This is a genomic window from Planctopirus hydrillae, from assembly GCF_001707835.1.
GTDB lineage: Bacteria > Planctomycetota > Planctomycetia > Planctomycetales > Planctomycetaceae > Planctopirus > Planctopirus hydrillae.
Genome location: NZ_LYDR01000010.1, coordinates 19,568 through 38,720 on the forward strand (window position 1 = coordinate 19,568; position 19,153 = coordinate 38,720).

The 19,153-nt window shown below is 53.4% G+C and carries 13 protein-coding genes and 1 tRNA gene; 8 read left to right on the forward strand and 6 right to left on the reverse strand.

Annotated elements, in window-relative coordinates; all coding sequences use genetic code 11:
• The first annotated feature begins 86 nt into the window (after positions 1-86).
• A complete protein-coding gene (locus A6X21_RS01115) occupies positions 87-1,079 on the forward strand; it encodes a methyltransferase (protein WP_165603646.1) in 993 nt (330 codons plus the stop codon).
• A 336-nt stretch (positions 1,080-1,415) separates the two neighbouring features.
• Entirely contained in the window at positions 1,416-1,691 is a 276-nt protein-coding gene (locus A6X21_RS01120) for a hypothetical protein (RefSeq protein ID WP_068845429.1), read from the forward strand.
• Positions 1,692-3,143: 1,452 nt separating this feature from the next.
• On the opposite strand, the gene A6X21_RS01130 is transcribed toward A6X21_RS01120, so the two are convergent.
• Positions 3,144-3,644, reverse strand: a complete 501-nt coding sequence (locus A6X21_RS01130; protein WP_068845438.1) for a DUF1579 domain-containing protein — start codon at positions 3,642-3,644, stop codon at positions 3,144-3,146.
• 778 nt (positions 3,645-4,422) lie between these two features.
• Between A6X21_RS01130 and argJ the strand changes: the two genes are divergently transcribed.
• The gene (argJ, locus tag A6X21_RS01135) at positions 4,423-5,616 is read left to right on the forward strand and encodes a bifunctional glutamate N-acetyltransferase/amino-acid acetyltransferase ArgJ (RefSeq protein ID WP_068845440.1); all 1,194 of its coding nucleotides are present in this window, start codon (positions 4,423-4,425) and stop codon (positions 5,614-5,616) included.
• 208 nt (positions 5,617-5,824) lie between these two features.
• On the opposite strand, the gene A6X21_RS01140 is transcribed toward argJ, so the two are convergent.
• The 5 genes from A6X21_RS01140 to A6X21_RS01155 form a co-directional block, all read right to left on the reverse strand.
• Positions 5,825-5,898: transfer RNA gene (locus A6X21_RS01140), tRNA-Arg, on the reverse strand.
• Positions 5,899-6,016: 118 nt separating this feature from the next.
• The gene (locus tag A6X21_RS01145) at positions 6,017-6,904 is read right to left on the reverse strand and encodes a rhomboid family protein (protein WP_068845442.1); all 888 of its coding nucleotides are present in this window, start codon (positions 6,902-6,904) and stop codon (positions 6,017-6,019) included.
• 101 nt (positions 6,905-7,005) lie between these two features.
• The gene (locus tag A6X21_RS24200; RefSeq protein WP_131818121.1) at positions 7,006-7,188 is read right to left on the reverse strand and encodes a hypothetical protein; all 183 of its coding nucleotides are present in this window, start codon (positions 7,186-7,188) and stop codon (positions 7,006-7,008) included.
• A gap of 144 nt (positions 7,189-7,332) precedes the next feature.
• A complete protein-coding gene (rbp, locus tag A6X21_RS01150) occupies positions 7,333-7,767 on the reverse strand; it encodes an RNA-binding regulator (RefSeq protein WP_068845444.1) in 435 nt (144 codons plus the stop codon).
• A gap of 398 nt (positions 7,768-8,165) precedes the next feature.
• Positions 8,166-9,032, reverse strand: a complete 867-nt coding sequence (locus A6X21_RS01155) for a biotin--[acetyl-CoA-carboxylase] ligase (RefSeq protein WP_165603647.1) — start codon at positions 9,030-9,032, stop codon at positions 8,166-8,168.
• A 475-nt stretch (positions 9,033-9,507) separates the two neighbouring features.
• Here A6X21_RS01155 and A6X21_RS01165 point away from each other — a divergent pair, with 475 nt between their 5' ends.
• The 5 genes from A6X21_RS01165 to A6X21_RS01190 all read left to right on the forward strand — a co-directional run bounded on the left by A6X21_RS01165 (position 9,508) and on the right by A6X21_RS01190 (position 19,139).
• A complete protein-coding gene (locus A6X21_RS01165; protein ID WP_131818122.1) occupies positions 9,508-9,966 on the forward strand; it encodes a hypothetical protein in 459 nt (152 codons plus the stop codon).
• A gap of 401 nt (positions 9,967-10,367) precedes the next feature.
• Positions 10,368-11,879 (forward strand): efflux RND transporter periplasmic adaptor subunit, encoded by a 1,512-nt coding sequence (locus A6X21_RS01175; RefSeq protein ID WP_068845449.1) that lies wholly within the window; start codon positions 10,368-10,370, stop codon positions 11,877-11,879.
• Positions 11,880-11,949: 70 nt separating this feature from the next.
• Positions 11,950-15,099: an efflux RND transporter permease subunit gene (locus tag A6X21_RS01180; RefSeq protein WP_068845455.1), complete on the forward strand. Its 3,150-nt coding sequence runs from the start codon at positions 11,950-11,952 to the stop codon at positions 15,097-15,099.
• 98 nt (positions 15,100-15,197) lie between these two features.
• Positions 15,198-16,769 (forward strand): TolC family protein, encoded by a 1,572-nt coding sequence (locus A6X21_RS01185; protein ID WP_068845450.1) that lies wholly within the window; start codon positions 15,198-15,200, stop codon positions 16,767-16,769.
• A gap of 219 nt (positions 16,770-16,988) precedes the next feature.
• Positions 16,989-19,139, forward strand: a complete 2,151-nt coding sequence (locus tag A6X21_RS01190) for a c-type cytochrome (protein WP_068845451.1) — start codon at positions 16,989-16,991, stop codon at positions 19,137-19,139.
• Positions 19,140-19,153: the final 14 nt, after the last annotated feature.

Consider the following 19,153-nt stretch of genomic DNA (forward strand, 5'->3'; position numbering starts at 1 on the left):
CCATCTCGCGGAGCTGGCTCGAGCGCATCGGAGATTGGTTGCATGGCCGCCTGGTACGTCGGTTTGTGCGGTGGAACTCAGAAAGCATGGCTTTTCTGGTGTCCCAGTTGCCGATCATGTTCGGAGCAGTCGCAGCCATGGTACGGCTGGGGGGATTCGAAGCGCTGCTCAAGCGCCCCCAATCGCTGGAAGAACTCGCAGAAACTCTGCACGTTGATGCTCACTCCTTACTGCACATCCTGCGGCCGTTAGCCGCCATGCATTTTATTGATCGCGACGTTCACGATATCTATTCAATTGGTCCGCTGGGCCGTGAATATACGAGTCAGGGTCGGCAACCTTTCGCCGCCTGGGTCGAACTGGTCGACCGTATTCAGGTTCCCGTCATGTCTCAACTACCAGATGCTATCCGGGCAGGAGAACCACTGACGCGGTACGTCTACCACAAGACGTGCTGGGAAGTGATGGCCGAACATCCCGGGACTTGCGAACTTCATGATCTCGCCTGTGGACGCTGGACGGAACTTTGTGTCGATCAGGTCGCGAGATGCTACGACTTCTCGAATGTGAAAACACTCATCGACATTGGTGGCGGGCGTGGAGCCTTTCTGTCGGCGATGTTGCGTGCAGCCCCGCATGTTACGGGAGCGGTTTACGATCGCCAGGAAACTCATGCGGCGGCTGGCGAGATGTTCTGCGAAAAAGGTGTTGCCGATCGAGCTGAACATCTCGTGGGGAACTTTTTTGAGGAGGTGCCCGCAGGTAGAGATCTCTATACGATCAAGCATGTCCTGCACGACTGGGATGACGAGAGTGTCCGCAAGATTCTATCGAATATTCGACGGGCGATGTCGGCACACTCGAAACTGCTGATTGTCGAAGGTTCCGTGGATCACGATGTCGCACCGGGTGAGATTGTCCGCAGTCTTTTCGATCTGCACCAGTATGCAGCCACCTGGGGTTGTTCACGCACCTTTGATGAGTTCGCACGGCTGTGTGCGGAATCCGGTCTTCACCTGCAGCGCGTGATCCCGACACGCCTCATCGACCCGCAGATTTTGGAATGCGTCCCTGCATAGGCTGTAAGCAAATGGCCCGCTGGGTTTTTGTTTTTCGCGAACTACCTGTGTGGCGTTGGCGAGCGTTGCGCATTGCCGCGAAACGTTCGAGTGAATCGTTGAGACTCTCAAGTTGAACTCCTCGGTGTGGGGTGATACACATCTTTTGAGAGCGTCGCCACCCAGGTAAAACTCAGAACTTCAACAGGGTTAGATTGCGCATCGTGGGTCATTTTTTGTGGCTGTGGTCACCCAGGCGTTGAAAGCTACGGTTGGACCACCCAGCCAAAACAACAAATCCTTTTGTATCGTTACGTCGATCCGTGGTTGTGAATAAAATTTCAGGAGGACAACTACATGTCGGCGGAAACGGGTGGAGATACTAGCGTTGTCTATGTGGAACTCATTAACGAAGGTACGTTTGTATTACGGCCGGTGGAAGCAGTAAACGTTTCCGAAAATTGTTTCAAGATCTTGGAGTTAAACATTTCTTCAAGTGATGTTGAGGAATGGATGTTCCTGCCAGGAAGTGTCGTGGAATGCGCATGGGAAGAACATGAGGGGGAGCTTCTGATGGTGGCAAAGAAAGCAAGGGAATTTGCAGACATAGAAAATCATAGGGGGCAGCACTGAAACTCAGGATGGCCCCGGTTGAAATGCTGATTTCTACCGGGGTGGTTAAGCCACAGGAGGGCATTGGGAGATTTGCAACTTCGTCACGTCTTCCACCTGAGATCCTCAAAGACTAAAGTGACATTTCTTCCTGCAACCAAACCTCTTTTGCCTCCGGCACACAGGTAGCTCGCGGACGAGCAGGCCTGTGCCAGCCTGCGTGGGTCATTTCTTGTGGTCGTGGCCACCGAGACGTTCAAAGCCACGTCTGGGCCAGCCTGGTGGAAATGTGATTTTACCACGAAGGTGACGAAGAGCATGAAGGTTGGGGGAAAGTCGAGTGTTGGGTGGAAGGAGCACTGCTGGCAAGCCAGCAGTGACACACAATGCCGTGATACTCGAGAGAGTGACGTCGAGTGATCCCGGTTGATATTCAGAAGTTGACCAGGTCGGTGCAGGCACCTGTATTTATAGGATACTTCCAGAGCCGGCTTTCATGCAACAAGAACTCCTCGGCCTGCGACGCACGTTACTCCTGGAAAAGCAACTTGAGGCAGCCTGCTGGAAATGTGATTCTACCTCGAAGGTCACGAAGAGCACGAAGGTTGGGAGAAAGTCGAGTGCATTGCGGGAGGAGCACTGCTGGCAAGCCAGCAGTGGCACACAAGCGAGTCAACTTCTCGAATGTGATACGGCCTGAAGATGGTGCAATCCGTCGGAATGTTTTGTGCCCTTCTTTCGAGATAAGTTATGTCGAAAGAGTATAAAAGAGCCCTGAAACCTCTCTCTCCTCCGAAGAGGCGAGAGAGGTTTCCAAGGTAATAAAGATGCTGTTGTGATGAAGTTTCATAGTTTCCGGCGCAACATCTCCGGTTAGGGTAGAAGGACATCGCTGGCGCGCCTTGCGGATGGAATGTGTGATTCCAGTTGCAATCCGGATGATGTCTTTGGATCTGCGGCTGATTAGGAGCCGTAACGCTGGAGGGGGTTGAACGACGCCCTCCGGTTTGAGAGCCTTCCTGCGCTCTCAACTCGAATTCGAGAGACCGACACTGTTCTCTGGTTTGTTTTCTCTGGTTCGCTTTTTCTGGCCTGCTGAATGACTTGAAGTTCACTTTGGGTCATGCGGCTCAATTGGGAAACAGACATGCCTGAATGTGTTGACTGGCCGTGATTTCAGAATCCCCGGTGACAGTTCAGGTTCTCAGAGATTGGTGAGCGATTGTCATTCAAGACAACAGAGGGAGCCCTCGAAGGTGACTTCGATGGACGACTCTCAGGTTGCGCTCTGATGATGCCGTGGATCTATTTATTGTAAGCATACTTTAATGAGCCCGGCGGCGACTGGTGACAGTGGCCGCCGGGTTTTTGTATTGATGGGGGAGTTGATGGTTGGTCGTAGATAGTTGAAGGTTGTATAAAGATGGTGCAATCCGTGGGAACTTCTTGCACCTTACGAAGAGATGGCGGATATCAGTTGATCGTTTTTGTGGTGCGGCGGTAGTCGCCACGCATGAAGGGGACCCATTCGCCGCTCTCCAGTTTCATTTGTGACCTGAGAACGAAGTAATCCTGGTCGATGAACTGAATAATGTCCTGATAGTCGACAATCCTGGAAGGATCACCAAAACCCGGGCCTGGGGCATCGAGCGTCATCGTGTTGCTATCAAAATCGATCTTGCCATTATAGGTCCAGAAGTAGGTCATCACGGAGCAGACGAAAGAGCCGACAACTCGCTCTTTCTGGGGATCAAAGCCCAGTGTCCACACACTGTGAACTGTCTCGCCGCTCTGTGGGGCTTTGGACTCCGATTCCATCACGACCCAGACATCACCCAGCATGCGGGCAGACATCGGACCGGACGATTTCTCGGGTGGGAGATCCGGCCCCATGGAGCATTCAAACTCATAAGTCCAGTTCCCAGCGATGTTCTGCAACCACTTGTGCTCTGCCCGGGGAATGACTTTTTCCATGCTGCTACCCTCATTCGAGAAAGGATTCTCAGTTCTGCCCGCATCGTCGCACAGAGCTTATCATAAGGGTTTCGTCTGTACACTATAAAGCGGACTGCTGCCTCATCGATTATGGAAAAATGTGTCGATTCGATGGCCAGATCCTGGCGGGCTGGGCTGGCGTACTTCCTCTGGGAATCACCCCAGTGAAAGTGCCTCGGGAGAGTCGTCATGCGGTGGTGGTGGTGGTTATGCGGTTCCGAGGTAACAGCAGCGTGTGGTTGTCTACGAAGACATGCTAGCCCAGTGCTGCAAGCATGGCACATAACACAATATGATGGAGAGAAGACACTCACCCTGCCTTCTTCCACGCAGACGTGTGCGAGGGTTCCAGAGGGACATACGCATGGCGCGGCTTCTTGCTGCCGTGAAAAATCACGGCAACCCGGCCACGAGTTGGCCGGGCCACCCTTGGTTGGACTCAAAGACCAAAATGTGTGTCATGGACAGATCAGAGCTGCAAGCATGGCACACAGCCGAGGAAACAGCAGAGAGTGGTTGGTTGTGAAAACATGCTTGCCCAGAGCTGCAAGCATGGCACATGGCACACAGCACATAAAGCGAACTCAATTCATGGAAGGCGTAACATTTCCGGACTTGCAGAAGTGAACCTTAATCGACGCTGCGATCTCATCAGGTGCCGTCAGGTCATCTGACAAACCATTTCCGGTTTGGTAGAACTCTGTGATCGGGTCTACTGGAAAACCTTGCGTTCAACTTCCGCCGAAAGATTGATTTCATGACGACACCATTGCCTGCCGGATTTCAGACTGCTGCTGTGGAAGCTGGTGTGAAGCCAGGAACCAGCCGGCTGGACTTGGCGCTCTTTATTTCCGAGGCACCGTGTGCGGCTGCTGGCGTATTCACGACAAATCTGGTGTGCGGAGCCCCAGTCAAGGTTTCCCGTGAGCGTTTGCCTCGGGGAACGGCTCGTGGTGTGGTGATCAATGCCGGGAATGCCAACGCCTGCACCGGCGAGCAGGGGATTCGTGATGCCCAGGCCATGGCGACAGCGGTGGGCCAGGCCATTGGTTGCCCGGGCGAGGATATCCTCGTTTGTTCCACCGGCGTGATTGGGCGGCTGCTGCCTATTGAGAAAATTGTCACTGCCATTGGAGTGGCGGGTGAGCAGCTTTCGCCAACGACGGAATCATTCGACAAAGCCGCCCGCTCGATCATGACGACCGACACTTTTCCGAAACAGGTCACGCGCGAGTTGCACCTGGCGGGAGGAAGCGTCCGCATTACAGGCGTTTGCAAAGGGGCCGCAATGATCGCCCCCAACATGGCCACCATGCTCGGCGTCATCATGACCGACGCGAAGTCTTCGCCGGAAGTTCTGCAGGAAGCGCTTTCCGCCGCAGTAGCCGACAGCTTCAACTGCATCAGCGTCGATGGCCACGAAAGCACCAGCGATTCGGTTATTCTACTGGCTAACGGGCTTTCTCACGTTGACTGCACCGGCGGCGAGGCGAAAGTTCTGTTCGCCAAGGCGGTGGCTGATGTGGCCATGGAACTGGCTCAACTGATCATCAAGGACGCCGAAGGGGCCTCGCACTTTGTGACCATCGATGTGACGGGCTGCCGGTCCCGCGAAGAAGCCTTCAAGATCGCCAAAACCGTGGCAGACAGTGCCTTGGTGAAGACGGCAATCTGTGGTGCCGATCCGAACTGGGGCCGCATTGTCTCCGCTGCCGGTTATGCGGGGGTCCCGCTCAAGGAAGAAGAAGTTTCGTTATGGGTCAATGGGATTGCATTGTACGAATCTGGCGTGCCGCTGGCTTTTGACGCCGCTGCTGCTTCGAAATCGATGCGAGAAAATCGCGACATCCACATCGATCTGCGACTGACCCACGGGAACGGAAGCATTCGCTTCTGGACCAGCGACCTCACAAAAGAATACGTCGCCCTCAACGCCGACTATACAACTTAACCCCTTGCGGGGCCTCACGGGCTTTGTGGCGGCGTATGAAGCCAATTGTATTGGGATGAATGGGTCTTACGCCGCCAGGATGCGTTTGATTCGTTGTGGGTAAATCCAGAGGGGCACAGAAAGGGCTCGGCGATTGATTTCGTTCCGTCACAACTCCCCGACATTTGCGGATACGCTAAGCCGCGATTTGGGAATGAGTTATGAAAAATGCCCCCGGCGCGATTCGAACGCGCGACCTACGGTTTAGGAAACCGTCGCTCTATCCAGCTGAGCTACGGGGACATGGAACGCTTTGAGACCAATGATGTTATGCGGCAGATCGCCTGTTTCGCAAATGAAAGGGCGTTTAATGATGTGCTGCATCGGGAATCGGGAAGCTGAGGCCTGAATCGTGATAACATCAGCGGCGTTCACGATAAGCCCGGGAAGCTTTTGTAAGAATCTCACGCTCTTTAGGAGTGAGAGATGCTTCTCCCTGCTCGTGGATTTTCGCGAGAATGCGATCCACATCTTCTTCCAGAGGTGAACTGGGTTCGGGAGAGAAAACTTTGAGTCGCTTGCGGGCACGGTAGATTTTCCAGCGCTCCTGCAGGCTTTCGAAGATGTTCAGCAGGCCGGTGATCTTCCAGTTGAAGTGAAAATAGGCCCAACCAAACGCCACACCCAACAGGTGAGCGGGATGGGCCATTCCTGTCCCTCCCATGCGTCCGCCCCATTGAGCCAGTGCATAGAAGCCGTCGAGGAATACGAGAAAGGCCATCAGGACACGCATTTCCACTGTCAATACAAAGAAAAGGCTGATCGGCTGCTTTGGAAAGTGCATTGTGTAGAGCATTGTTGTCGCAAGAACGGCTCCGGAAGCTCCCACAATCTTGCTGGAATCCTGCATGCTGAGATCCCACGCGACTCCACCCAGTGCGGCCGCCACAGCAGCCGAGAGATAGAACGCAATGAATTCCCGCGTGCCGTACATGCGTTCGAGTGTGGGACCGAACCACCACAAGAAGAGCATGTTGAAAATGAAGTGCCAGGGGCTCAGGCCGTGCAGGAAAGCATAAGTGACGAGACGCCAGATCTGGCCGGAAAGTACAGCCGACGTATCCATTTCCAGCCAGCGGTCCAGCAGAGACTCTCGGTCGAGCCCACTTGGTCCCGGAACTGTCCAGACGAGTTGCAGAATCAGTGCGACCAGTGTGGTGATGATAATGCCGCGTACCGCAGGGGCATCGGAATTCCAGTCGAGATCGTTATCACCATCGCGAAAGTAATCGCGTGAACCCAGGCCCATATTGTCTTCCGTCCTGCTTAGCCGCCAAGGTGGCCCATCAATCCCAAAGACTCAAATTCGTACTGTTGATAGACCTCAACCGTTCTGAATTCTACAGGAAGTTATAGTGCCTTGGTGCCAAATGCGCAAGAGGATTCCTCGGAGAGCTGTTTTGAATCGCTTATAAAACGCACAAAATGCTGCTGCGAGTTGGTTTGATCGCCTTGGCTTACTTGAGAAAAGCGATCGATGGAATAGAAAAAGCCCACTGCCAGTTGGGTTGGCAGTGGGCTTTTGAAGCTCATCAAGGATCCCGCAAAGGATCAGATTCATTCAGAGAGATGTCATGAATGAGTTGTTTGCACAAAAGATCAAGTTTGAAACTGCCGAGTGTAAAATGGCGTTTTCAAGGTTGTTTTGATGAAGCGATCAGGCGTCTAATTGCGGGTTTAGTAGCGACCGCCACCACCACCGCCGTAGCCACCGCCGCCGCCGCCATAACCACCACCGCCGCCACCGCCGCCGTAGCCTCCGCCACTGCCGCCATAACCACCACCGCCGCCGCTACGAGGACGACCGCCGCCGCCACCGTAACCACCTCCACCACCGCCGCCGTAACCACCACCGCCGCCACCCCGCTCTTCGCGTGGACGGGCTTCATTCACAGTCAGCGTGCGGCCCTGGAATTCTGCACCATTCATGGCTTCTACGGCGCGCTCAGCACCATCGCTCATTTCAACAAAACCAAATCCGCGTGAACGACCAGTTTCGCGATCCGATACGACCTGCGCTCGCGTTACCGTGCCATGCTCGGAAAATGCTTCTCGCAGATCGTCTGCAGTCGTGCCGTAAGGCAGGTTTCCAACATACAAATTCTTGGCCATAGTCTTCCTTTGCGAACCCCTGGGGGGCTCCCGAACAGATACTCAAAACTCAACAGACAGTTCATTGACCTCACCGCGAAGTTGCGGGGAGATGTGGAAGATTCAGATTGACTGCAAACCAGATCGCCGACTCGTTCGCTTGGAAACTGTCTTTTCTCGACCCAACCGAGCAAAAACTGAGGCCTTGCATCGATACGCGTTCAAAGCTTGCGGAGCGAACACTTGTTAAATATTGCTGGACCTTTCAGCCCGGCAAACCAACTCATGAACCAGCCGCTTCGTTCATCGTCTTCCCGTTGCGGAAGACCGTACTTCCACAACCTCAGGTTTTATCGCACTTTCTCCAGAAATATTAAAGCCCTTTCGGCGAAATTTTGGTGTACCTCTGTTTTCTCACTTCAAAAGTGTTTTTTGCGAAGAGTGTTGACTCGGGGAAGCCACCTGATCGAGCCTCGATTGGCCAATACTTCTGAACCATCTGGTTTTTGAATTCGCAGTTCGCCACCGGATGCAATCCCCAGGCAAATCCCCGTATGAACCAGGGGGGCGTTTTCCTGTTCAAAAGTCTGCCATTCCACCAGTTGGCCCGTGAGCAAACAGTATTCGCCCCAGCGATCAGAAATCGTCTTCTCTTCGGAAAAGGTGGTCAATTCCTGAAGGACTCGTCGTGAAAGCTCGGTGGTAAAGGTGATTAACGCCACGGCTTCAAACGGGAAGAGTTGCTGTAAACTGACAGCTTCTCGATCCAGCGACTTTCGAGCGACATCTGAGATGTCGTTATTCACATTCACGCCGATCCCGATCACCACACGCTGAGCATGCTGATTTTCGAGAATTTGTGTCTGGCTCGGAGTTTCGACAAGCACCCCTGCAATTTTCTGATCACCCACAAAAACATCATTGGGCCATTTCACTCCAATCGCACCTGTCGGGCAAAAGGAGCGAATGGTATCGCAAACGGCCATGCCGCTCTTGAGTGCCAGATAGAACCAGTCACGTCGCGCCAATAGGCGTGTGTCAATTTCCACAATCAGTGACAACGTCAACGACCCTGTGCTACTGAGCCATGTTTTCCCTGCCCTGCCCCGCCCTGCTGTCTGTTCCAGAGCCCACACCAGTGCCGGTGTTTTCAAATCAGGATCGCGAGCAATTTCGAGTGATCTGGTATTTGTCGAAGGCAAAGATTCCCAGATCTCCACTTCTTTCAGTGGGGTCTCACTCAAAAGCTTTTCTCGCCACTCCGGGGCCTCCGTTCGAAAATCCAACATGACTCCTTAGCTCACAGAATCTCAAGCTGTCTTCGTGTCGCCCATCGAAACAGTCGGTTATTTGAAACCGATGGCTATGCTTCAGGATCGGCGCTGGTACGACATCGCAGATGACGAACTGTAACAAGTTTTCTCATTGAATCTGTTTCTCAGGTGGGAAGACAATCGCGTTTGGATCAAGCCCGACGATCCTGGATTCATGGTGTGAGCGATTGATTCTGCCGAACAGGCATCGAGGGTCGCGAATGCAATCCTTGCGACATCGACAGCCAGAGAAATTTCACTCAGGAGTCCGGCTCCAGGCATCTCGACAGTTTAACAAAGATCACTTCTTTACATTGACATGGTTGTCAAAGGCCACCGAAAATCGATTCGGCTGACATTCCCTCAGAATTTCAATTGGAGATTGACGACACCGGGATTCGATTTCTAGAGTGAATGATGTAATGAAATTGAAGGAGCTTTTCGGGTCGTGAGAGCCATCTGCCATCATCGATCGTCAGTAGCAGCCTTGCTTAAGGTTTGCCTGATCCTCGGGGCACTGTTGTCCCAGGCGGGATGGGGGCATTCTCACGATCATGGAGTGGCTGGAGATGCCGAGCATATCGCCCGGTATCACGGTGGCGATGCTCATGCCGGACAACTCGGTTTTCACTGGCACTTTGGTTTCCCTCTGGAAGCTGAAGGTGAAACTCCAGTTCCTCATCCATCAATCCAGCAACTGTTGCCCTGCGTTGTGACGGAACGACTCTCGGACTCTGCAGGATTAATCTCTGCCCTGCCCATCTGGCCCGGTCATTTACCGACACATGATCTGAACTGTCACCAGGCCCTATTCCCGGGTCATGGGTGCTATCAGCAACTGACAGCCCACCGGAATGTCGGCCATTCTTCGGTACAAGTCGCCATCGTCGCAAGATTGAACTGCTGATGATCTCGACATCCCCTGATGTCCACAGCGACTCTCCATGTTTTAATGGTTCATCAGTTCGCGACTTGGCAGGTTGAACAGCGTGCTGCCCTACAGCATGTCTTACTCATTCAACCGGACAGCCCAGGCAGTGCGTGAAATCACGCAATGGCTTTGCGACTGTTGACCGCGATTCTCTTTGACCGCTTCAAAGATCTGGCCTTGACCAGCGTTGGCTCTGACAGGCTGGACTCTTCTGTGAGTGCCCGCTGGAGTGCTGCGCACAGCACGTCGTGAGCTTCGCGTTGAATGATCTGTCCGATGGATCTGAATTCGACATCCCCGGCGCTCGGCCCGTCCGGTTTTGATGGATCGACGAACAAGTGACTTCGTCTGGTAAATTTTTATTGGGAATGTCTTCCATGTCTACGCCTGTCTGGCTCAATCAGAAAACAGCGGCGATAACTGCCGTCCTCGTCGTTGCCCTGGGAATTGCTGCGTTCGTTTTATCTCCCGGGCTGCGGAACCTGGTTCTTCAAAAACCTGAGACCCACGCGAAAACCGATCTGCCTGCCCACAACACGAATGCTGCACATGCGGGAGAAGCTCCAGAAATCTCGCAGGTCGATTTCCCCCAGGAGATGTGGAAAGCCGCTGGCCTGGTCATTGGATCTGTGCAGAAAGGCCCGCTCGACGAAGCCATCACTCTCACTGGAAAAATCTCATTGAATGAAGACAAGCTGGCCCATGTCTTTCCACTCGTCGAAGGGCGTGTCGACGATGTGCGAGTGAGGTTTGGTCAGAAGGTTCACCAGGGGGATCTTCTTGTCGTAGTCCAGAGTAAAGAGGTTGGACAAGGAAAGCTGCAACTCTTTCAAGATCGTTTGAAGCTCGAGTTTGCCATGGCCCGGGATCGCTGGGCCCAGGAGATCAGCCAGAACACCTTGTCGCTGATTGAGATGATCCGAGCCGAGGCCGCCATTGAAAACATTGAAAATGCTCTCAAAGAACGAACCATGGGAGAGCACCGGCAAACTCTCATGAATGCCTATCTGGCGTCAATCAAAGCTCAAACTCAAACCCAAAGGCTGGCACCTCTTTCTGGAACCGGTGCTGTCCCCGCCAAACAACTGCTCGATGCAGAATCCGAAGGGAAAGCGACAAAGGCAATTCTGCAGGCACTTCTCGAACAGACATCGCAGGATGTCATCCAGGCATCCCGGCTGTCAACGCAATCCGTCAAGGAGTTGCAGACCACGATCGCTGTGGCCGAGACAAATTTAAAAATCCTGGGCTTTAACGACCATGATCTGAAAGAGATTGATCCCTCCGAAATGGGTGAGAATCTTGCTCACTACCCGGTCGTGGCCCCCTTTGATGGAACGGTGATTTCCAAAGATGTCGTGCTCATGGAGCGCGTGGGACCCGAACGCCAAATTCTTACCATTGCTGATCTTTCGACGGTGTGGGTCTCGGCAGATATCTACGAATCACACCTCCCAATTCTCTCCCAACTGAAGGATCAGAAAATACGACTTCGCAGTGAAGCGTGGCCAGGCCGACAGTTCGAAGCGACCATCTTCTACACAGGTGATGTCGTGCAGGAAAGCACCAGAACGCTTTCGATGCGGGCAATGGCGGAAAACGCCGAAGGGCTTCTCAAGCCGGGCATGTTCGTGAGTATTGAACTGCCCAATCTCAGTTCTTCTGAAGTCCTGCAAGTCCCGTTAACAGCTCTGCAGGATTTCGAAGGGAAGACCTTTGTTTTCGTCCATGCTGATCGTGATCAGTTTGTGCGTCGTGTTGTGGAAACAGGCCGTCGAAACAGCACTTCGGTCGAAATTCTCTCAGGACTGAATGAAGGCGACAGGGTGGTGACTGATGGTGGTTTTGCCCTGAAGTCACGAATGCTGGCCGATCTGCTTGGCGAATAGTTCTTTCCACGAATCTGAAACGTTTGCGCAAGAAGCCAAAAGTCGGGCTTCAGTCTTCGGGGATCTTTCGATGGTCAATCATGTCATTTCCTGGGCGATGGAAAATCGCTTCATCGTCATGCTACTGGCAATCATTTTGTTCGGAGCAGGCGTCGTTTCGGCATCAAGATTACCACTCGATGCCGTCCCCGATCTGACCAACGTCCAGGTCCAGATTCTGACAGTCTCACCGGCATTAGGGCCTGTCGAGGTCGAGCAGTTCATTACGTTTCCTGTGGAAAACGCCATGAGCGGCCTGCCCCGCATTCGGGAAATTCGCTCGATCAGCCGCATTGGACTTTCTGCAGTCACCGTCGCATTTCAGGATGGAACAGACATCTACTGGGCTCGCAATCTGGTCAATGAAAGGTTGCTCCAGGCCCGGCAGAACATCCCGCCGGGTATGGGTGACCCGCAGATGGGGCCCATTGCCACCGGCATGAGTGAAATCTATCAGTTCGAAGTTCGCTCCAAACCCGGCTTCAATCACAGCCTGATGGATCTTCGCACCATTCTGGACTGGCAGATTGCCTTTCAGCTTCGCAGCATTCCCGGCGTGATCGAAGTCAATACTTTTGGCGGTGAACTGAAAACTTACGAGATTCAGGTCGATCCCCACAAACTTTTGAACTATGGCATCAGTCTGAATCGCGTTTTCCAGGCTCTGGAAGAGAACAACGCGAATGCTGGTGGTGGCTACATTGCTCATGGCAGCGAACAGCGCCTCATCCGCGGCGAAGGACTTGTCACCTCACTGGATGATATTCGCCGGATTGTCCTCGAAGCCCGCAGCGATGGAACGGCAATTCGTATTTCCGATGTCGCCAATGTTCAATTCGCTCCCATGCTCAGACAAGGCGCAGTCACTCGTGATGGAAACCGTGAGGCGGTGACGGGCATGGTCATGATGATCATGGGGGGGAACTCCAGGCAGGTTGTGGAAGATGTCAAAGAAAAGATTCATGCCATCGAGAAGACATTGCCGGAAGGTGTCTACATCGATACGTTCTATGACCGGACGGAGCTGGTCGAAAAGACAATCCATACAATTGCTGAGAACATCGGCGTGGGTGTGCTGCTGGTGGTGATCATGCTCTTTCTCCTCCTGGGCGATGTCCGCGCCGGCCTGATTGTCGCTTCGGCAATACCCCTCTCGGCCATGTTTGCACTGATCGCGATGTCGCTCGCCGGTGTCTCTGCCAACCTGATGAGCCTGGGTGCCGTTGACTTTGGGGTGATTGTCGATGGTGCCGTGGTCATGATCGAGAACGCAGTTCGCACAGCAAGCCGATACCAGCAGACCACGGGGAGCAAACGCGTTCCCAAAGAAGTCTTCGTGGCATCGGCAAAAGAGGTCGGGACTCCGATTCTGTTTGCCGGAATTATTGTGATCATTGTCTTCCTGCCCATCCTGAGTCTGGAAGGTGTCGAAGGGAAGATGTTCCGGCCCATGGCATTCACCTTCATGTCGGCGCTCACCGGCGCATTGATCCTGGCTGTGACCGTGATGCCTGTGATGGCTTCACTATTTCTGGCTCGAAACATCAGTTCGAAAGAAACGTTTCTTGTCCGGTGGTTGAAGGCGGCTTACGAGCCCATGCTCCACTTTTCGATGGCCCGGCCCGTGCTCATGCTCAGTGGAGCGGTCCTTTTGTTTGTGGCCAGCGTGCTGGTTTCGCTGGGATTTGGGGTGGAGTTTGTTCCCAAGCTGGATGAAGGTGACATTGCCATCCAGGCGACACGGCTTCCGAGTGTCTCTTTAGAAGCTTCGATCGAAATGACCAAAGCCATGGAGCGCACGTTGCTCCAGTTCCCGCAGGTGGAGTCGGTCATTTCGAAGACCGGCCGCCCGGAGATTGCCAACGACCCCATGGGTGTGCATCAGACCGATGTTTTCGTTCGCATGAAACCTGTTCATGAGTGGCCCGAAGCGATTGAGAAAAACACGTTGATTGAACAAATGCAGGAGGCTCTCGAAAAATCCGTCCCCAGCAACTCCTTCAGCTTTACTCAACCGATTGAACTGCGAGTGCAGGAACTGGTGGCGGGTGTGCGATCCGATATCGGTCTCAGCCTGTTCGGAGACGATCTGAATACACTCAAACTCGAAGGAGACAAAATTGTCAGGGTTCTCAGTCAGGTGCCCGGCGCGGCAGATGTTCAGGCTCAACAGGTCGCCGGCTTACCGTACCTGCGAGTCATCATCCGCCGTGATGCGATTTCCCGTTACGGTATTAACTCCAGCGATGTGCTGGCTGCAATCAGTGCCGTGGGGGGAGTCCCTGTCGGCGAAGTGTTCGAAGGCCAGAAGCGATTCCCGATGCAGGTGCGACTGGCACCGCAATGGCGGGTTGATATCGATCAACTGAAGGAACTCAAAATCTCTGATCCTCAGGGTCGGCAGATTCCTGTCTCACAACTGGCCGAAATCCGGCTGGAAGACGGGCCCTCAGAAATCAGTCGAGATTCGATTCGTCGCCGATTACTCATTCAATGTAATGTGCGCGGGCGAGACCTGGGCGGCTTTGTGGCCGAAGCTCAAAAGATCGTCGATCAGCAGATCAAACTGCCACCCGGATATGCACTCGAATGGGGTGGTCAGTTCGAGAATCTGCAGCAGGCTTCTGCACGTCTTGCGGTTGCCGTACCTGTGGCTCTGTTTCTGATTTTCTCGTTGCTCTACGTGACCTTTGGATCTGTGCGATTGACTCTGCTGATCTACCTGAATGTGCCGATCGCTGCGACAGGAGGGATCTTTGCCCTCTGGCTGCGAGGAATGCCATTTTCGATCTCGGCAGGTGTGGGCTTCATCGCCTTGTTTGGCATTGCCGTGATGAACGGTGTCGTGCTGATCGAACATATCCGGCACCTGTCTCTGCATGGACTGGATTCGAGAACCGCAGTGGTGACCGGGGCGATGGACCGGTTGAGACCTGTGTTTATGACGGCGATTTGCGGGGCACTCGGCTTTGTGCCCATGGCGGTCTCAGGGAGTGCTGGAGCTGAAGTTCAAAGGCCTTTAGCCACTGTCGTGATCGGTGGTTTAGTCACGTGTACGGCACTCACTTTATTGGTGTTGCCAGCGATTTACCGGTGGTTCGAAAGCCCTCAGGTCACCTCGGAAGAAGAGGCTTTACCCACGATGAGTAATCACAATCCAGTTGCTGCGATGCATTCCTGAATCGATTGTGGCGGATGTGCCGTCATGAACGCCTGAAATGAATTGCACGAACCTGACGGATCGATATCTCCTTTGAGATTTTGGCAGGGAGGCCAGAAATGCTGAATGTTTTCACGAAAAAGCTGCCTTTACGACGGTGCGGCCTGGCTCAGGTTCGCCGCCAAAAATGTGTCGTACTGACATCGCTGATTCTTCTGCAGTTTCTGCCGCTGATCGCAGTGGCGTCGGAGCCAGCACCTAAGGGGAAGCTGTGGCGGTGGCTCAAACCGGCGCGAGCCACTTCTGAAGCTGCTCAAACGCAGCCTGCTGAAAATCACGACCACAAAGTCGCAACTCAAGGTGTTTCAGAGGAAGCTGTTCAACCACTGCAGCAGGTTTCTCTCGAAATGCCTGCAGACACATCCCGTGTTCCTCCTGTTCCCCCCGCTCCTGATGAAGCGGCTGCTTACAAAGACGTGACCTCTTACGAGATTTCTCCAGGGACTGCCGAGATTGCCGTCCTTCCTCAACAGAATGTCTACTCTCTGGAAGACTTGTCCACTTTCGCAGAGATGTATCACCCCAGGCTCACCACAGCCTTCCGCAAGATTCAATCGGCACAGGGAGCCACTGTGCAGGCGGGGTTGTATCCCAATCCACGAATCTCCGCTTCTTCCCCTCAAATCGATGGCAATCAAAGTCAGTACAACGGCTTCATCTCTCAGGAAATCGTGACTGCCAGAAAGTTGAAGATCAGTGCCGCTGCTGCTCAAACGGCTGTTACTCAGGCCCAGTACGAATGGCAACAGGAACGATTTATCGTCCTGACAGAATTGCGTCAGAAGTATTACGCAGTACTGGCCGCTCAAAAGCGGACTCGAATTCTGGAAGAGCTCGTCAGCATTGCCACACGATCACTTGAGATTTCGGAAAGACTGTTCAAGGCAGGTGAAGGTGCCAAGTCAGATATTCTGCTGCTCGATATTGAACGCCGACGATCAGAAGTTGCCTTGCAGAATGCACAAACCATTTACAACGTAGGGAAAAAGCAGCTCACTTTGCTGGTTGCCTGCCCCGCTTTGAATATTCAATCCGTCAGCGGCGACTTGAATGCCGAAGCGAGAAATTATCAACTCGACGAGATCCAGGTCGCCGCGGCGAATTTTCATCCCCAGGCGAGCATCGCCCGGCTCGAAATCGAACGCATGTCCCGCCTGTTGCAGCGTGCTCGCGTCGAACCAGTTCCAAACTTTGATGTCATGGGTGGATATCAGCGGCAGATTGGTGTTCCGGCTGAAAATCAGGGCTTGTTCCAGGTGACAATGAGTGTGCCCCTCTGGAATCAGAATCAGGGAAACATTTCTTCCGCTGAGGCCAGCCTTTCAGGAGCCAGAGCCGATCTTCAGAAGACGGAACTGGAACTTTCCAACCTCGCTGCACAAGCCTATGCCACCTACGAGACATCCAGGCAACTGGTGGAAAAGTATCACACCGAGATTCTGCCTCAGGCCCGTGAAACACTGGCAATCAGTCAGACACTCTACGCACAAGGGCAAATCGACTTTCTCAGATTGCTGCAATCCCAAAGAACACTCCTTGAAACCGAGCTGGCATCCATTGAAGCTCAGGAGCAGTATTGGATCTCAGCCGCCGGGATTGCTGGTTTGTTGCAGGAGAACCAGTTTCCTTAAGCGTTGACGAGTTTTCTCAGGTGGATCACTCCGGAAAAAATGATCAAATCTGAGTGATGAGGGGGTTTTTCTGACGTCACAATTGTGGTAACACATCGCTACAGATTGATTTGTGCCAGAGTGCTTCTGGAGATGATACTCTTCGAGCTCACAACTGGCATGAACTGATCAGTAACGATATTTAACTGCAAGATGTAGTCTGCCAGGAAGCTGCCTGCTGTGAATCCCACCTTGATTTCGATTGCTCAATGGTCTGATTGGATGTCCCGCTGCAGTCTCACGCTGTGGTGTCTCGCGACGATTGTCGCGCTGCCGGCAACAAGTTGGGCCATCGAGAGAGCGGCGAAAACAGATCGCTCACCGCGTATTGCCGGATATGAACGCTATCATGGCCAGACTCTGGGCGATGCCGCCGATGAGGAAGAAGATCGTCAACCCGTCGATGAGCTGGCACTCGGCCGCCTCTTGGTGGGCGAACTCAATTGTGTGGCCTGCCATGCCACCAGCCATGAGTTGAAACAGGTTTTGCTTTCCAAGCAGGCGCCCCGGCTGACGAACGTCTCGCAAAGAGTTCAGCCCGAGTGGATTCTTGAGTATCTCGCAGATCCGCATCAGGCCAAGCCGGGCACCACGATGCCACATATTCTGGGTGCACTCCCGGAAAATGAGCGAGCTTCGGCTGCATTGGCACTCACTCATTTTCTCGCTTCCGATAAAGCTCTCCGAAACTCCTTTGTGGATCGTGGGCTGGCAAATAAAGGAGCGAATACGTTCCAGCGAGTCGGCTGTGCGGCCTGCCACAATCTTCCCAAGGATGGTGCTGAGGATTGGAAGACATCGGTCAGTCTGGCACATGTGAGCCAGAAGTACACCGTCGAAAGTCTGACTCGCTTTTTGAAAGAACCGCATGAAGCGAGGCCATCCGCGCGCATGCCGAGCCTCAATCTCAAAGACGAAGAGATTCGCGAAATCGTCGCCTGGTTTTTCCGCGACCTTACATTTCCACCCAATCTGACCTATGCCTACTACGAAGGAAGCTGGGAGAATCTGCCAGACTTTTCCAAACTCAAAGCGGTTTCCAGCGGTGAAACATCGGGTTTTGATGTCGAGATCGCCCCTAAGAAATCGAACTATGGTCTCGTCTTCACAGGCACAATCGATGTTCCCGCAGCCGGTGAGTACCAGTTCTGGATTACTTCTGACGATGGGAGCGAACTGAAGATCGATGGTGCTTCTGTCGCCAAGATGGATGGTATTCATCCCGCTCAAACCAAAGCCGGTAAGACAAGGCTCGAAGCAGGTCAACATCCTGTGGTGGTAGAGTTTTTCCAGCAAGGTGGTGGAGCCGAATTAAAAGTTGAGGTCCAGGGGCCAAAGCTCAGCCGTCGCCCTCTGGAATCTCTGCTGGTCGCGCTTCCTACAAAAGCCTCTGCCGGTCAAGAACTGGCTAAGCGCCCCTTCGAGTTCGATCCCAATCTGGCTGCTCAAGGCAAAGAACTCTTTACCGCATTGAATTGTGCGGCCTGTCATGAATACAAGCAGGGGAACGACACCCTCAAGCCACAAAATCAGGCGACTGAACTGGCAAAGATCGATCTGGCCAAAGGTTGCCTGGCGGAGTCGGTTTCCGGTAAATCGGCAAATTACCGTTTGTCCGAGGCGCAGAGATCCTCAATACAACAGGCACTCAAAGCTTTGAAGGATGTTGCCAGCCAACCGGAAGCACTCGCCGCGTTAACTTCCGGCCCAGCGAAAATTCACCAGACATTTCTGGCATTCAACTGCTATGCCTGTCACCAGCGAGGTCTTTACGGTGGTGCTGAAAAGATTCGCGACAGCGTCTTCGAGACGACGATGAAGGAAATGGGTGATGAAGGACGCTTGCCTCCTTCACTCAACGGTGTAGGCGATAAACTACGAGATGACTGGCTGGCCAAACTCTTGAACGAAGGGGCCAACAACCGCCAGAATTACATGCTCACCCACATGCCTCGCTACGGGTCGGGAGCGATTGGCCATCTGAAAGATCTGCTGATCGCATCTGATCGTAAACCTGAGCCGGCACCTGATACGATCGCGAAGTTCAATGAACCGGATTATCGCATCAAGGCCGCCGGCCGACATATGGTGGGAGGCAACTCGCTTTCCTGCATCAAATGCCATGATTTTGGCCAATATCCTTCCATCGGGATTCGGGCCATCAATCTGGCTTCGATGACCAGCCGTCTCCGTGAAGACTGGTTTGTTCGCTATCTCGCCAATCCCCAGGAGTATCGACCGGGAACTCGTATGCCAGCGGCCTGGCCTTTTGGAACGACCAGTTTTTCCATGTTCAGACGCGAAACCGCAGAAAGTTCACGAATGAGTTGAGGGCCAACTGTGTT

Bases quoted from the DNA above. Each gene is read 5' to 3' on its own strand.
- A6X21_RS01115 (WP_165603646.1), top strand. From the start codon at position 87: ATGGCTTTTCTGGTGTCCCAGTTGCCGATCATGTTCGGAGCAGTCGCA.
- A6X21_RS01120 (WP_068845429.1), top strand. From the start codon at position 1,416: ATGTCGGCGGAAACGGGTGGAGATACTAGCGTTGTCTATGTGGAACTC.
- A6X21_RS01130 (WP_068845438.1), bottom strand. From the start codon at position 3,644: ATGGAAAAAGTCATTCCCCGGGCAGAGCACAAGTGGTTGCAGAACATC.
- argJ (WP_068845440.1), top strand. From the start codon at position 4,423: ATGACGACACCATTGCCTGCCGGATTTCAGACTGCTGCTGTGGAAGCT.
- A6X21_RS01145 (WP_068845442.1), bottom strand. From the start codon at position 6,904: ATGGGCCTGGGTTCACGCGATTACTTTCGCGATGGTGATAACGATCTC.
- A6X21_RS24200 (WP_131818121.1), bottom strand. From the start codon at position 7,188: ATGAGCTTCAAAAGCCCACTGCCAACCCAACTGGCAGTGGGCTTTTTC.
- rbp (WP_068845444.1), bottom strand. From the start codon at position 7,767: ATGGCCAAGAATTTGTATGTTGGAAACCTGCCTTACGGCACGACTGCA.
- A6X21_RS01175 (WP_068845449.1), top strand. From the start codon at position 10,368: ATGTCTACGCCTGTCTGGCTCAATCAGAAAACAGCGGCGATAACTGCC.
- A6X21_RS01180 (WP_068845455.1), top strand. From the start codon at position 11,950: ATGGTCAATCATGTCATTTCCTGGGCGATGGAAAATCGCTTCATCGTC.
- A6X21_RS01185 (WP_068845450.1), top strand. From the start codon at position 15,198: ATGCTGAATGTTTTCACGAAAAAGCTGCCTTTACGACGGTGCGGCCTG.